Source organism: Parasutterella muris (assembly GCF_009767915.1).
GTDB classification, from domain to species: Bacteria; Pseudomonadota; Gammaproteobacteria; order Burkholderiales; family Burkholderiaceae_F; genus Parasutterella; species Parasutterella muris.
Genome location: NZ_WSRP01000033.1, coordinates 14,197 through 29,396, shown reverse-complemented (window position 1 = coordinate 29,396; position 15,200 = coordinate 14,197). Strand labels below are relative to the sequence as shown.

12 protein-coding genes are annotated in these 15,200 nt (G+C 44.1%); 8 read left to right on the top strand and 4 right to left on the bottom strand.

Features of this window, described 5'->3' with window-relative positions; genetic code table 11:
- The coding region (locus tag E5987_RS09945; RefSeq protein ID WP_237178796.1) for a DUF4372 domain-containing protein at positions 1-180 on the bottom strand (180 nt) is incomplete at its 3' end.
- Between the two features lie 249 nt (positions 181-429).
- Here E5987_RS09945 and E5987_RS09940 point away from each other — a divergent pair.
- Positions 430-1,869 carry an amino acid permease gene (locus E5987_RS09940; RefSeq protein ID WP_160335934.1) on the top strand — a complete coding sequence of 480 codons (1,440 nt, stop codon included), beginning with the start codon at positions 430-432 and terminating at the stop codon, positions 1,867-1,869.
- Positions 1,870-2,011: 142 nt separating this feature from the next.
- Here the strand turns inward: E5987_RS09940 and E5987_RS13520 are convergent, their stop codons facing one another.
- Positions 2,012-2,218, bottom strand: a complete 207-nt coding sequence (locus E5987_RS13520) for a LuxR C-terminal-related transcriptional regulator (RefSeq protein WP_160335933.1) — start codon at positions 2,216-2,218, stop codon at positions 2,012-2,014.
- 582 nt (positions 2,219-2,800) lie between these two features.
- Here E5987_RS13520 and E5987_RS09930 point away from each other — a divergent pair.
- Together E5987_RS09930 and E5987_RS09925 are read left to right on the top strand one after the other, a co-directional pair.
- On the top strand, positions 2,801-3,742 hold the full coding sequence (locus E5987_RS09930) for an ABC transporter substrate-binding protein (protein ID WP_160335932.1): 942 nt from the start codon (positions 2,801-2,803) through the stop codon (positions 3,740-3,742).
- 9 nt (positions 3,743-3,751) lie between these two features.
- Positions 3,752-4,285, top strand: a complete 534-nt coding sequence (locus E5987_RS09925; RefSeq protein ID WP_160335931.1) for a hypothetical protein — start codon at positions 3,752-3,754, stop codon at positions 4,283-4,285.
- 79 nt (positions 4,286-4,364) lie between these two features.
- Here E5987_RS09925 and E5987_RS13385 read toward each other — a convergent pair whose 3' ends face one another.
- Positions 4,365-4,967, bottom strand: coding sequence for a response regulator (locus E5987_RS13385; protein ID WP_160335930.1), 603 nt, complete (start codon positions 4,965-4,967; stop codon positions 4,365-4,367).
- The gene (locus E5987_RS09915) at positions 4,951-6,708 is read right to left on the bottom strand and encodes a sensor histidine kinase (protein WP_160335929.1); all 1,758 of its coding nucleotides are present in this window, start codon (positions 6,706-6,708) and stop codon (positions 4,951-4,953) included. The genes E5987_RS13385 and E5987_RS09915 overlap by 17 nt, the downstream gene beginning before the upstream one ends.
- Before the next feature lie 107 nt (positions 6,709-6,815).
- Here E5987_RS09915 and E5987_RS09910 point away from each other — a divergent pair, with 107 nt between their 5' ends.
- From E5987_RS09910 to E5987_RS09890, 5 genes are all read left to right on the top strand, one after another.
- Positions 6,816-8,546, top strand: a complete 1,731-nt coding sequence (locus E5987_RS09910; protein WP_160335928.1) for an FAD-dependent oxidoreductase — start codon at positions 6,816-6,818, stop codon at positions 8,544-8,546.
- Between the two features lie 1,248 nt (positions 8,547-9,794).
- The gene (locus tag E5987_RS09905; protein ID WP_160335927.1) at positions 9,795-13,478 is read left to right on the top strand and encodes an autotransporter outer membrane beta-barrel domain-containing protein; all 3,684 of its coding nucleotides are present in this window, start codon (positions 9,795-9,797) and stop codon (positions 13,476-13,478) included.
- 61 nt (positions 13,479-13,539) lie between these two features.
- Positions 13,540-14,076 (top strand): hypothetical protein, encoded by a 537-nt coding sequence (locus E5987_RS09900; RefSeq protein WP_160335926.1) that lies wholly within the window; start codon positions 13,540-13,542, stop codon positions 14,074-14,076.
- A 223-nt stretch (positions 14,077-14,299) separates the two neighbouring features.
- Positions 14,300-14,440 (top strand): hypothetical protein, encoded by a 141-nt coding sequence (locus tag E5987_RS09895; protein ID WP_160335925.1) that lies wholly within the window; start codon positions 14,300-14,302, stop codon positions 14,438-14,440.
- A gap of 215 nt (positions 14,441-14,655) precedes the next feature.
- Positions 14,656-14,856: a hypothetical protein gene (locus tag E5987_RS09890; RefSeq protein ID WP_160335924.1), complete on the top strand. Its 201-nt coding sequence runs from the start codon at positions 14,656-14,658 to the stop codon at positions 14,854-14,856.
- Positions 14,857-15,200: the final 344 nt, after the last annotated feature.

Genomic DNA, 15,200 nt, shown 5'->3' with positions numbered 1-15,200 from the left:
CTCTCGCAATGAGCCTGCGCCTGTGAGCTGACAAAAGAGCATGGCAATAAATTGGCCCCACGTTGTAAGGCCCTTAGCCCCCTTGTCAGATTGGTACTTGTTGACCAAGTTTTGAAACTCAATTTTCCCGCCCATAAGCTGGACACGTTGAGCAAACATAGATATCGTTGATCTCTGCATGCTGGTGCTCCGTTTGTTTATTTCGCAAAAATCAACTTTATCGGATCGCCAGCATGTTTGCGTTGGGGCTATGTCAATCGTTCAAATTTATTTTGAACAGTAGTGAAAAAAAATTACGATCTTTTTGCTTTCAAGCTCCTCATCAGACGTTCTGAGGCTCTTGGTCCCTATTTTGATAACCCATTGGCATTATTGAGTTTCGGAGTACTCAAAATAAGGGAAAAGTTAAACGGTTAAACAGGAAAGATTATGAAACCGGAAAACAGCAACACAGCTCCAAGGGTCACCATCGGTATTGTCGCCATGGCGTTTATTACCGTCTGCGCGATATTTTCTCCTCGTAATCTCCCTAACATGGCAGAGTACGGTTGGAGTATTGTCTTCATCCTGTCTCTTTCCTGTATCTGTTTTTTTATTCCTTCCGCCCTGGTATCAGCAGAACTCGCTAGCGCATATCCGGAGGACGGCGGCGTTTTTGTTTGGGTTCGTGAAGCTTTTGGGCCGCGCTGGGGCTTTCTCGCCATATTTATGGAATGGGTTCAGAACCTCCCATGGTATCCGGCTTGTTTAACTTTTGTGGCCTCTTCCCTGGCGTATGCATTCGATCCTGAGCTTGCCGACAACAAGTGGTTTATTTTTATCATGATTCAGGTCGCGATGTGGGGTGCGACGTACCTCAACAGCCGAGGCGTCAAATACGCACTCTTCATCACAAACGGCGGTCTTGTTATCGGGACGATTATTCCTTGCGCCGCTATTTTTGCCATGACAGCTCTTTACTTGTTTAGCAGACACTCGACTGCAATTCCATTTAATGGAATGGGAGATTTTCTGCCCGACTTTAGTGATTCAATGAGCTGGATGCTGCTTGCGGGCATGATGGTCTCTTTGGCGGGAATGGAGATGTCCGCCGTTCATATTCGTCGTTTGAAGAATCCGGCAGTCCAGTACCCGAGAGCAATTCTATTGGCGACCGTTCTTGTGATTCTGCTTTCCAGCTTTGGCGCATTTTCTATTGCGCTTACGGTCCCACCGGAAAAACTAAGCCTTGCGTCCGGCGTTTGCCAAGCCTTTGAAGAAATGATGAAAGTTCTAGGTTTGCAATGGCTGACACCGATATTTTGTCTGCTTTTGGCTCTTGGAGCATTTGCAATGGCTGCGACGTGGATTAACGGCCCATCAAACGGACTTTTAGAAGTTTCAAAGGAAGGCTATATCCCAAGCTGGTGGCAGGAGCGCAATGAAAACGGAATGCCAAAGAACGTATTTTTGATTCAGGCTTGTTTTGCGTCTCTGTTATCTCTGAACATATTAGTGACGCCGACGATTTCGAACGCATTCTGGATTTTATCCGCACTCTGTTCTCAGCTTTACATGATTATGTATCTACTGATGTTTGCGGCGGCCATTCGTCTGCGTTACAAGCATGCGGAGCGACAGTCCTCCTGCCGTATTCCGGGCGGAAAAGTCGGCATTTGGCTCGTTGCCGGAACCGCATTTCTGACTTCTCTGACTGCGTTCTTATGCGGATTTATTCCGCCTGAAAATATTCTGGCAGAGGGCTTCAGTTCATGTGCTTGGTATATCTCGTACCTGGTTATTGGCGTGTCGTTTTTCATTATTCTGCCGATGGTCTTTTTTAGGAATTATCAGAAGCGGTCAAAGAGCAGCGGAACAATCATCAAATAATACTAACTGAAAGTAACATTTAAGGAAGTTTAAGAGGCAGTCAAGACTTCCGCCGAGTCACCTGACATCATGTTAAATGCAATAAACTTAATTATTTTGCTCATTAACTAAGCGTCTTTTCTAGTATTTGCCGAACAATTAATCAACTGCCGTTACTGATTTGCGCCAGAATGTTATTTAGTTCCTCCGGGGTATCGACCCGAAGAATTCTCAAGACATTTCCCCTGTGCCGTTCGATAGTTCTTCTGCTTTTACCTAGCCGTTCTCCTATGATGGAGCAAGTCAGTCCTTTAGCAACCAAAGAAACAACTTTTTTCTGATGTTCCGTGAGCTGACTGTATAGGTTCAAAGGTGAATTTTCTTTCTGTTCCCGCTCTACCGCTTTTATGATCGCTGCAGTCAGAAGTTCCGGTTAACAAGAAATCCACCGTTCCTTATTGGAACGCTTTGATAACAACCGGCACCTCTGCGTGAGTAGTTAGGAAAATCATAGGAAGTGACAATAAGCATTCCTTGCAGTTCTATACCTATAGCTCCTTGCATAGGATAGTCCAGTATCAAACAGCCCGGAATTTCGTTGTCATCTGATTTTGACATCCTCCACGCCCTGAAGGACGTGGAGGATGTCAACCAACAAAACCTCGCTGTATTGCAACTTACTGCGTTTTGAGAATTACTCCGACAGCCAAAGTTCTCGATGTATTTGGTGAACCGTTTTCTGAGCTTTACGCCTGAGGTAAGTAACGGGCGGAGTCCACTGAGCAGCTTACATGACAGGAACAGCATTAGAAAAGGCCTTCTCTTTTGACCGCATTGCTGCATGCGGCCTGTTTTTAAACTAACAAATCGAAAAGTGTTTCATAAACGACACATTTTTAAAATATTATTGATATGATAATAATTATCGTTATCAACCAACCAGAGAAGAATCTTGTTTAAACCGCTTGCAACAACTATCTTATCGCTAGGACTGACGGCTAATGTCTTTGCAGCGAATCTTCCCAATGAAATCAATATTGTCTACGTAAAGGCTCCTTTTAACCTTCAGAACATCGTTATGAAGGAGAAAGGCATGCTTGAGAAAGCCTTTGAGAAGGATGGAGTTAAAGTCAATTGGAAGACCATTACTTCCGGCTCAAAACAAACTCAGGCAATGGCTGCGAACGCAGTAGACATCTCTGCTGTCATGAATACGTCTTCACTTCTTATGGCAAACGGCGCCGGGAATAAGGTTTTGATTGCAACCGGAGTTTCACATCCAGCCGATACGTTCGCTATCGTCAGTAAACCGGGAGAATCCGCAGACATTAAATCCTTAAAGGGCAAGAAAATTGTCGGACCGAAAGGCACTGTATTACACCAGCTTCTCGTAGCCGCTTTAGCAAAAAACGGCATGAGCATCAAAGATGTTGACTTCATTTCCATGGACCAGCCTTCTGCACTCGCCGCACTTCTCTCAGGAAGTGCGGATGCAGCTCTACTTGCTGCCAGCGGCGTCATTAAGGCAGAAAAATCCGGTGCAAAAGTAATCACAACGGCTAAGGATATCGTTAACGTGAACCTTGTCACCACTGTCTCTGCTCAATTCGCAGAAAAGTATCCTGAAGCCTTGGAAAAAGTCGTTAAAGTTCAGAGAGAAGCACTTACCTGGATTGAAAATCATCCTGACGAGGCTATCGCCATGGGTGCAAAAGAGCACGGTATTGAGATCAGCGACGCTAAAAAGCTCGCTTCCTGGTCTAACTACTACAACACTCTGACAGATGATGATATCAAGGGGTTAGAAACTGATCAGAACTTCCTTTATGACAACAAGATGATGGAAAGAAAAGTTGATGTTAAATCACTGATTCTCCCTTCCGCAATGAAATAGGAGTCCATCGTGTACGCTGACATTCAGGATTTTATTCTCCTGCGCGAAGAGGAAGGCGTAATGGATTATAGATGTGAAGACATTTATCGCTATGCCGGTCCTAGGGCCTTAATCGCAAGTGCGCTTGTTTTTAGACTAATGAAAGAAGCGATTTCTGATTTATGTCCCAACGAAGTACCAATGAGAAAAGAATTTCAAATTGTCAGCGGACATTTCGGTCCCGGAGTTCGTGACGGTTTTGAATATCTGACACGGGCGAGTTCTGATGGTCGATATATCATCGACGACAGTGATGCACCTCAAGAGGCACCACATTCTGCAGCGGGAGGTTCCTTATTTTTTAAAATCTCGTATAAGAAGAACACTTTTCTCTACAGCATTTCTCCTGAAATCATGGGTAAGGAGTGGTTTTCACAAGTGAAAGAGCACCAAGAAGGCTCGGTTTCTGAAGAAGCCCACGCGAACTATCTAACTTATAAAAAGAAAGTCGCTGCAGATATTCTTTTACGTCCCAATATTTTCAACATCAGAACTGCTATTTAGAAAGTTCTTGAGCTAGTGTTTTCCGACGGAACTTCTTCTGCTGGCGGCTCTCTTTGGAGCCGCTATTGTTGATTGGAAATTAATTTGCCTCCTCTAAGAACCGTCTAAGCTCCTTAGCAGTGCTAATCCCAATCTTTTGGTAAGCATGGAATCTATGACTTTCCACTGTTCGCTCGCTTAAACCAAGCCTTTCTGCAATTTGATTGTTCATTAAGCCTTCATTAACTAGCCGGATAACTTCTCGTTCCGAAAGAGCCGCATAACGCCCAGCGGATTTTTTAACCTCTCCCCTCTGCCTTCGATCCCTTTCTACTGCTTTTCGAATTGCTTCCAACAACTCATCCGGATCTACCGGTTTTTTCAAGAGGTTTTCTGCGCCCTTTCTAAATACCGATATCGCCATGTCCAAATCTGCATGAGCCGTTAAGAATAAGACCGGTTGCTTAAAGCCTCGCTTTTCTAATATCTGCTGGAGTTCAACTCCCGTGACCCTCGGCATTATGTAATCTAAGACAATACAGCCTGGAGTGTTTTTGTCATCTAACTCTAAAAAAGATTCGGCGTTGGGATACGTCCGAACCTTCCATCCTTCCTCTTCGAGCATATATGTAAGGCCTTCTAGCAGATCCAAGTCATCATCAACAAGCCTAACTAAAGTAGATTTTTCAGTTTTCTGCTTCACTGTCGTCTCCCGAAAGAGGAATAGTAAAAATAGCCTTAGCTCCTGAAGTATTCAACTGCAGAGAGAATTTTCCGCCATGAGCTTCGGCAATTGATTTGACAATCACAAGTCCCAAACCCAGACCGTCAGATTTCTCAGACTTCAGAATTTCCTCAGATGTTTTTGTGCCTCCTCCGTTGTCGCTTACTTCGATACAAGCGTACCCATTTGCCTTAAAGACATGAACTGTAATAACCGGTTTCTTGCGATGGATAGACTTTAAAGAATCGGATGAGTTTTTTAATAGGTTCCCAACTACAAGTTCAATTTCCAGTGAACTTCCGCAAACCTGAAGATCACAGTCATAACGAGTTGCGATTTCCCCGTTAAAAATACCGCAGTCGATAAAGTTACGGACGGCACTATCGACAGCTTCCACGAAACTAAAGAACTGTATTTGTCGATTTCTTTGCTTTGCATAATTTCTGACACTGCCGACAATCGCTTCCGCACGATCTGACTGTCTTTGAATTTTGCTTAGAACTTCAGCCATTTCCTCGTTGGTCAAGGTATTCTTTTCGGCTTTTCTCTTTGCTCCGAAGATAAATGCTTTTATTGTCGTAAATGGTTGTCTTAATTCATGAGCTACGATTGAGCTAATCTGATTAACAATTCCCAGCTTTTCCAATGCATACACTTTCTCGGAGGCCGCTCGCGCCTTTTTCTGAAGCTCTCGCTGTGCTTCCAGTGACTGGTACAGTGATCGTGTCCTTCGTCTGACAAGTTTTCCAAGAATGAAGGAAGTTACCGCGAAAAAAGAAAGCAGAGTCAGGCCCAAAAATACCCAGATGGCGTAACGATTTTTGAATTCCTGCGAGAACCAGTCTTTGAGGAAGCTAAAGGGCCCAAGCTGAAGAGTTTTAAAGAGCTCATCTGTCTTTAGAGAATCAGTACAAACGCTCCAACCGATCCCTCCTTCGGCCGCAGGCATACCCAAAAGCGCAACTGTCACATCCTTTGCAACACTTGCTGCCGTTGTTGGCATCGTTGACACTGACCAATTAGGATAAAGACTTGTAGAAACCCAACAACCGTCAGATTTCTTCAGTCCGATTGGCTTAATCTCTTTCCAAATAGGGCTTTCGGGAGGATAAGTATCTTCGAGAAAGCAGCTCGAAACCGAACCGACATCTGCATTGCCTTTAATCACTGACTCCACAACTTTACGCAGATCTCTTCCGACAAAATCGATTTGTGAAAAAAAGTCCGACGGGTTATGGCCATTCTTAGCCAGCTCTCCCATGCCTATTTGGTAACCGTAAAATCCACCTTTTAGATTTGCCGCAAGACGTTTATCTTTCATGTCGGCGATTGTGTTTATCGGTGAATCCTTTCTTGTGATAAACAACGTTCCGTAAGCCTCATTTGGGTTCGGCAGACGGTCAGAACTCATCGTAACGAGTTCTTTTGCACCTTTTTGGGCCATCCGCCTAGAAAGTCCGGAGGTTGAAAGAAATATGTCGATCTTTCCAGCTTCCAGCTGCTTTTCCAATTCTGGTAAAGGCAGCCGAACTACTTTTAAATTATCCTCGCCGAACTTGTTCCGAAGAGTATTCAGCGTGGGTTCAATAATCTGTGCATTCTTATCCTGCGGAGCGTCCAAACTAACCGCAAAAATCACAGCCTCATTCGCACATAGCGAAAACTGAAAAGCAAGCAAGAATGTAGTCAGCAAGAAAGCACGCATCATCAGTTGTTTCAATACCCATACTTATCCCATTATCTGCAATTTTAAATTTCAAACTACTTAAGTACTTAGTTCGCTAACGTAGATGTCAGAGCAAAAAGTTTTTTCTCGAAGGAGTAAACATGATCAAATTTAAAAGCATAGTTTTAGCTGTTTCTCTGACAATAACCGGCACCGCATTTGCGGCAGCGAGTTTTACGCCTGGTACTTATGAGGGCACAGCTACAGGCAGAAACGGCCCTATTAACGTACAGGTCACAGTTGATAAGAACAAGATTACTGATATTAAGGTCCTCAGCCATAAGGAATCCGCCGGCCTGTCAGACGCCCCGCTCTCGATGATTCCGAAAGAAATTATCGAACGTCAGACCCTGAAGGTAGACAATGTCACCGGAGCGACCTTCAGCAGTAAAGGTCTGATTAATGCCTGCCAGAATGCGCTTTCTAAAGCCACGAAAGATCTCTCTCCCCTTTTAGTCGCGGCTCCTGTAGCAGTTAAGAAACCTCAGAAAGACGATGAAGCCGACATTGTCGTTATCGGCTCCGGAATCGCCGGCCTGACCTCTGCTATCGCAGCGAAGGAACAAGGCAAAAAAGTACTGGTCATTGAAAAACAAGGCATGCTTGGTGCCGGTGATTCAATGAACATTTCTACCGGTATTACGGCCGGCGGTTCAAAGCTCATTAAAGACAAAGGCATTCGAGGAAAGTCTACTCAAGACTACGTTGATCACTTGATGAAGCAAGCCAAAGACAAGAATATCCCTATCAACAAAGAGAATGTAGAAACCTACGCGCGAAGGGGCGGAGAAATCATCGACTGGTTAATGGAACTTGGCGTACCTTTCGATAGATTCCAGAATGATAAGTATTTCCATATCACGAAGGATGGAAGTGCGCCCGGACCTCACATCATGAAAGCTCTGACCGCACAGATGAAGAAGGACGGAATTCCTTACCGACTCAACAGCCGCGTAACCGAAATTCTATCTGACAAAGGCAAAGTAACAGGTGTTAAAGTTTCCACTCCTGACGGATCGTATAAAGTATTGGCCAAAGCCGTCATCGTTGCAACCGGCGGATTTTCCGCAAGCCCGGAGCTGCTTAAGCGATACGCGCCTGATTGGACCAATCGTCCGACAACGGGAGCTTCTTCTCTTACAGGCGACGGTATTCGTATGGCTCAGGCAGTTGGTGCTGACACCGCCTCCATGGATCAGATCAAAGTTAACTACCTTTGCCATCCCCTTACAAAAAAAGACGGTGTCTCTCTGACCGCGATTACTCCGTACACCGTTCTTGTCAACCACGATGGAAAACGATTCGTTGATGAAAATCATCCTTCCATCAATTTCAAGAGCAAAGCTATGATGAAACAGCCTAGCCATGAGGCTTATGCTGTTGTGGATCAAACGGCTATGGATAATCTCAGGCTTATGCGCAATTACGCAGATGCCGGCTACTTTGTCAAAGCTGACACTATTGAAGCGCTGGCAGACAAATTAAAGGTCAACAAGAAAGAATTTATCAATACTCTCAATCAGTACATCGCAGACTGCAAAGCCGGATTGGACAAAGATAAAGAGCTTGGGCGCAAGATTCAGTACCCAATGGTCAAACCTCCTTTCTATGCTGCTTTAGTCACTCCTTCAATGCAGTCCACGTACGGCGGCATCAAAACCAATAACAAGGCCGAAGCAATCAACACTAAAGGTCATGTTATTCCGGGCTTATATGCTGCGGGTGCAGCCTCCGGTCACGAAGCTTTCGCCAATGAAGTCGGCTTTGCAGCAATTATCGGGTTAACTTACGGCCGTATCGCAGGTGAAAACGCTGCTAAGTATGTGAAATAACTTATTTCGACATCAGCCCGGGCAACGCCCGGGCTCTTTTAATAGATACAAACGCGTCTTTGTGTTTGATACGCTGCACTGAACTCTCTTGACAGTCTTCTAAAACATCTTGTCGTCTTATTAAAAATAATCTTTGGCAAATGCTGAGGCCGCACATTGACTATCGCTCATTTTTACTTCCTTTTGCAGCGATGTCCTTATCTCTGTGTGCCTCCTCCTACACTATTCTTCAGATAAAAAAATAACCATGCTGAGGTACAGAGTCTTACGGATCAGTTTGACAAAAGTATCTCAACCGGTTTTCTAAAAACAAGAGTCGTCATTTCTATTGGCATACTTTCACAGCGAATTCTTGATTAAATTGAACAGAACACCCCAATACCTTTGCCACAGAAATCCTATTAGAAAAATGTAAGACGTAGGAAGATTTTTGACTTACTTAACCTATTAATTTAAAACGATGCATATTTAATGATTAGACATAACCTAAGACAATAACAAACATAAAATAAAGAGATCGAAGCAATTAAACATGTACTAGGTGTTGATAAGAAGTCCAGCTTGTAAAGGCATTCTTTGCATAACAACTTACATAAAAAATTATGATAGCTATATTTTCCCCTCCTTTCGAAGTACAAATATTTATTGTCAAATTTTAAAAAATAGAGAATAACTCATCGACAATCTGTTGTAAAAAAACAAAAATAATCATTATGCCTTCTCTTATAACAGAACCAAATTAAAATTCATATCAAAAAACGAACAAATTATCATTCATATTTTATTAAAAAATAAATATCATTTTTATTTGATTTAATTAAAAAAAATATTTAAATAAAACTCTTCCACAGCAGCATAGTCTTTAATACCGAACAAATACTAGTACATACCTTTAAATAAAAATACTACTTAACACTATGAAACATAAGTAATAGTCTAAAAAAAATTATTCACATCAAAAATTGAGGAAATAATGCTTAGCGAATCTTTGCCTAAAAGATGCTTGGCTTTTTGTGCCTTGCCATCTCAAATCCACTCAAGCCAATTCACTTCTGTGCGTCCCACAAACAAACTTAGGAAAGTTACTGAAACAAGTTTGATTGCTGTTCTGTCAAGCGCTTTCGTATGCATTGGGGGGGGGTATCACATTCAGCAGACCTTCCCACAGACGGTAACCTAGGGACTACCGCTTACAAAGACTCTTCCTACACGATAACCGATGATCTTCAGTCCACTATTACTGTGGGGATGAATACAATAAAAAATCCGGTGTTTTCATCTGCAACTACTGCTCAGGAGATTCAAAGTACCAAAAACTCACTCACCATCTCTGCTATGGGCGGTGCAGGAATATTCTTTGCAACAGTCAACAAACAAACCATCGATATCCCTGACGCTGACCTGCTCTCCTCTCAAACCGGCAGAGTTTTCGTCGTTTCCTATGACAAGCTTGTCAGTGCAACGGATCCGGACGCTGTAGCCAGTGCTGTAACTCAAAGAATTACCGGAAATTTCAAAACTCTTAAAGCTGACATTAGCGGACGTGCCGCCATTGTTCAATTTGGTCTCGGTGTTGGAGCTTTTCAGCCGGGAGCCTTAATTAGCAACAACGGCGGTGTACAAATACTGGGAGTTTCTCAAGAAGAAGCCGGCGGTCAAATTGATAAAATGATCATGAATACTACGAGAACGTCCAGTGCTTACTCAACCGAGCGCGGAGTTGCTATCTCAAATAGAGCTCCGGGTTTTGGCTGGCTTGGAGACCAACAAATTTATATGCCGATCAATCAAATCGGCGAAGAAGACAACCGATTTGGCGCCGGTGTGGCAAATGTTTACGGAAGTAATCAGTACATTCAAAAAATAGGAACTATCTACGCAACAAATTACGGTATTGCCAACGGAAGCGCTTCTGAAACGGCTGACTGCGGTCCTCAAGTCATCCGTGAAGTTGATACGATCGATATAAATAACGCAACCGGACTTACAGGCTCTCATTCCATCGGCATTTACAACTATAGCGATAATGGCGCTTGCACCGGCGATGGCGGAGAATGCTCTAAGAGCTCTGAGGATAGTCAGGTGCATCATATCGGCACACAATATGTCGGCATAACCAACGGTGTCCGTACTGTGAATGCAAGCACTACAGCCGGATCACTCGGTATTTATAATATAGGCGGAGTTTCCACTATAGAAGCTAAAAATCCTGACCAGCCGGTTTGGATCGATGCTACAGGACCTGTTTCACGATCTATTTATATATCACCTGTAGGCGGCGGATTTCTGACCTTTGATACCGCGACTCATATGAGGGGTAGCTTTGATCTGCGCAACGGAAATATTGTTGTAGCCAACGACAAACATGAGAAAGCTCTTTCAGCAGATCTGACTTTTAATACAACCGCCCTCCCCAACTCAGATACCCTGACCTTGGGCCCAGACGTCAATATTCAAATCTTGCGAGGAAAATATGCGGATGCATCTCCCCGCACATCCCTTTCATTCGGAGATAAGTTAGATCCTCTAAGCAGCGGCTACAAAGTCAGATTAGGGCGCAAATCCTATATTAACGATAAAGGTGCGTTTAGTGGAAATTCAACGCTCTACTTCGGGACAAATTGGCAGAAGCAGTCGTATGAAGACGCCGAAACCGGAGCAACTGTTGAAAAAGATGTTCTTAAAGTTAATACGAACGGGATCATTCTGAATAACGTTCAGAAGCAGTCAAGCGGTGATCCGACTCGTTTAAATCTGACAGTCACTGTAGACACAAACAACCTTCCGGATACACTTGGCGGCTCTAACGGCTACTCAGGAACAGACAACCCTGTACTCTTAACTTATCTTAACACCGGCCTGAACGCGCTTCAGCTGATGAGAGAAGCTGCGAACAACGTCGTTATCGGAGATGAGGAATCGCGCCAAAACATTGCTCCAGCGGACGGTTACTTTGAAAACAGATATGGCAGCTCTGAAGCCGGACTAAAGATTAAAGAAGAGAACTTTTATCCTGTACTTCGACTCGACAGCGAAGGAAAAGCTGTTGGCATCTATGTTGGCAAACGAGTTGAAGATAAATTTGAACATTACACCCCGGAAGGAGCTGATTGGAAGTACGTAGGCATTGAAAAAGGAGACGGCCAAACGGTAACCTCAGGAGAGTGGCAGAAGATTAAGGGCGGAGATGCACTTACCCTTGCTTCGTACAAAGATTATCTATCAAAAGGATATACAATTGAAGCCTATCTCAACGGCAAACCGTTAAGTGAAAAAGAAATTGAAGAGCATCTTCTCAAACAGACAGAGAATCATTGGAAAGATGAATCACGCGATGTCAGCGTATTAATTCTCTACCCTGACGCAAAACATCGCTATGAGAAAGAACATTGGCTCAAAACCACCGGCTGGATTGCCGCAAACGAAGACAACCTTCACAATCCATTTAATCTCAATCAAAAATATGAGATTTTACCTTCAAACAGGAAAATCGCCGGTTATGTCGAACTTTCTATCCCTGAGGGGTTAGTCACTCCGGAAGCAACATACGTAGCGCCTTATTACTTTGAGGACATACGTGCAGTAGGCAATCCAAACAACATTACCGACTCCCTGGTTGACGGCAATCCTCGGGTTGAAGAGCTGTATCCCGAAACGAATACTGGTGCTGATCCGGATAATAATGCAGAGGGCTCCGGATCAACTTCTTCTACTTCTCCAAACGGTCTGAAGTACATGGGACAGGTCTTTGGTATTGTGGAAGCTCCTATTACAGATAAAAAAATTGATCCCTACGTCAAATATGATCCTTTGCAGCTGTACGAAACCGGCGACAACTCAACGGAGAATCGTTTAACTGTTAATTTCACTGATTGTGACGATAAGTGCGATAAACCGTGTGATAAAGACCCTGTACCCGGAGAAGACAACCCCGGCGTTAACAATCCAGTTATCGACCACGAAGTACATAATCCTACCGTTGATCCGAATACCGGGTTTATTGTCCCGGGAGAGGGTTCTACCTCGACTATGGATGCTTTAAGTTCGATCTCTATGACAAACTACTTCTTGTGGAGACAAGAAAACGAAACACTATACCAGCGCATGGGAGAAATCCGCGATCGAACCGATTTAGAAGGTGCCTGGGTTCGAGTTCTTGGCGGTAAGAATACTTATGACAGCGGCAATACTTACTTCAAGAACAGATATCACGGATTCCAGATTGGTTTCGATCACGTCGCCGATAAAGAAAATAACGGCAAGTGGATATTCGGCGCGGCGTTGGGCTATACCCGCGGCAGCAGTGATTATTCCAATGACGGAAGCGGAAAGAACTGGATCGGCAGCCTGTCGGCATACGCCGTGAAGAAGTTTGACAATGGTGCCTACCTTGACTTAATTCTCAAAGGCAGCCGCTTGAGCAACGACTTCACCGCGATTAGTAAACTTAATCGCTACATTTCCAAAGGCAAATACCACACCAACGCCCTGCAGGCAAGTATTGAAGCAGGACACAAGATCCCGTTATCCGAGACCTGGTATGTCGATCCTCAGCTTCAGCTGACCTATGGTTACATTAAAGACGCGAAATATCGTACCGATACCCGTATTAATGTTCACGTCAAAGGCACACCCAGCACAATCGGCAGAGCCGGCATCTCCTTAGGACGCGAAGCAAAAGAAGGAAGCGCTTTTGTGAAACTCGATGTGCTCAGAGAATTTACATCGAAATACAAAGCGACTTATACCCTTGATAACGGCGCAAGAAACAAGAACTCCGTTTCCATGAAAGACACATGGGGCGAAATCTCTGTCGGCGGTACTTATAACTTCAATAAGGATACGTACGGCTTTGCGCAGATCAAGCGGTCCTTCGGAGCCAAGATTCAGCAGGATTACCGTGCTGACATCGGCATGAGATACGTTTTCTAACCTTAGATTCCAAACACTTCTATCTCCTCTCGGCTAATAACCGAGAGGAGAACTATCAAGCATGAATAAGACATCATTCTTTATTCAAACGGTCCTGCTTTGTGCAGCCGCATTAAATGCCGGTCTTTCGTTTGCTGATGAAGCTCAAGACAAGACGGAACTCACCGCTGTCGCGAACGAGCGAATCTTTATCCCAACAACTTCTGCTAGAGAGAATGTTCCGGTCACATTCGAATCCAGGTATGTAACCGGCATCTGCGATATGGCACTTTGGATTGATGACAAGTTATCCGTCATTTTTCTGCCCGATGAAACTCTGACTTTAAACCTTGAACCCGGCAAACACAATTTGCGTCTTACCTACGCGCCTATTCCGGCTAATGACGAAGATCGCAAAAAAATGGAAGAGGAAAAAGGTAAATACTGCATGAAAGAGAAACCGCAGGAAACTGGTTTCTTACGCGAAATCGAATTACAGGCAGGGCAGCCGGAGATATTTAATCTGCGAATCAACCACGGTTACCTTTTCCGCATTTCAAAATTAGAGGACGAGGCTCAGAAAGAAAGCGCTCGAACAGAGGAACCTTCGAAACAATAGGACCTGTTCCAACGGTTAAAACATTACTTCTCTTTGGAAGCCCCACGCTAAAAAACCTCAGTTTGAGCCGCTAAATCCAACATACTCCCTTTTGGAAAACCTGCTGACACAGATGACAGATCAGCAGGTTATTTTTTAGGCGCATAAATGATAAGCAACGCTAGCAGTATCAGATTCCGTCTTTAATAGGTGATTTCTCTCAACGGTTCGAACGGTATTCTCAATGTGTCGTTTCCTGAAATCAGTTGAAAATTTAAAGATGCTGAACGGGAACAATCTCGGCTTTCTGATGGCCCAAAAAGTCACCAAGCTCGGTGAAACGCTAACCCAAAGATGCTGGACCGATCACGTTATCAGCCGCTAAACAGTGAGGCCCCCGATGACAATCTTTATCAAGTGGTCTCCGATTGGGAGAAATCGGGTGGGAGCGGTTCAAAAATCAACTGCACATTAGTCTTTACGTTTAACAAAAAACGACAAAAGCGTGATCAGGCCATCTTAAAATTCTGGCAGGGAATCGTTCTTGCGAAGAAACAGGCGGGAGTCAAAACCGGACCGAGAAAAACCGGTTGGGCCTGTTTGGCAAAAACAGAAAACGGCAAGGATCAGCCAATTCTCGGAATTGATGAAAAGGTCTTGCAAAATAAACTGGCTCTATGCGGTTATGCTGCCGTTGTGTATAAGGAATCGCCGATACAAGCAGACAAAGACGGAGTGGTCTCTGAAAAAAAATCCGATCCTCAAAGATACCGAAATCGCCGGTATGTATCATCGTCTTAACTGCATTGAGGACTGCTTCAGGGTTATGAAGTCCAATCTCGGTCTGCGCCCGATGTATGTGTTTAACTCAAAGCACATCATTGCGCATTGTCTGCTGGTTTACCTTGCGCTTATCTCTGTTCGGCTTATACAAAATCGCGCTGAAAAAAGTTCCGTGCACGTGACAGCTGAGGAAATTTCCACTTGTCTTCGGGAGGCAAACGTTGCCCCACTACTGCAAAGTGAAGAAAGGTCAGTCTTTGCAACTGTGGAGCAATGCTGCAATCTCAGAAAAGGTCTTGAGCGGCAAAGCACTTCTGAGCTTGTAGAAATGATTAAAAGCGGGAAGCTAAAAACATCGAAGA

Excerpts from the sequence above, each read along its gene's own strand:
- E5987_RS09895 (WP_160335925.1), top strand. The coding sequence starts at position 14,300 with ATGTGTCGTTTCCTGAAATCAGTTGAAAATTTAAAGATGCTGAACGGG.
- E5987_RS09910 (WP_160335928.1), top strand. The coding sequence starts at position 6,816 with ATGATCAAATTTAAAAGCATAGTTTTAGCTGTTTCTCTGACAATAACC.
- E5987_RS09905 (WP_160335927.1), top strand. The coding sequence starts at position 9,795 with ATGAATACAATAAAAAATCCGGTGTTTTCATCTGCAACTACTGCTCAG.
- E5987_RS09940 (WP_160335934.1), top strand. The coding sequence starts at position 430 with ATGAAACCGGAAAACAGCAACACAGCTCCAAGGGTCACCATCGGTATT.
- E5987_RS09900 (WP_160335926.1), top strand. The coding sequence starts at position 13,540 with ATGAATAAGACATCATTCTTTATTCAAACGGTCCTGCTTTGTGCAGCC.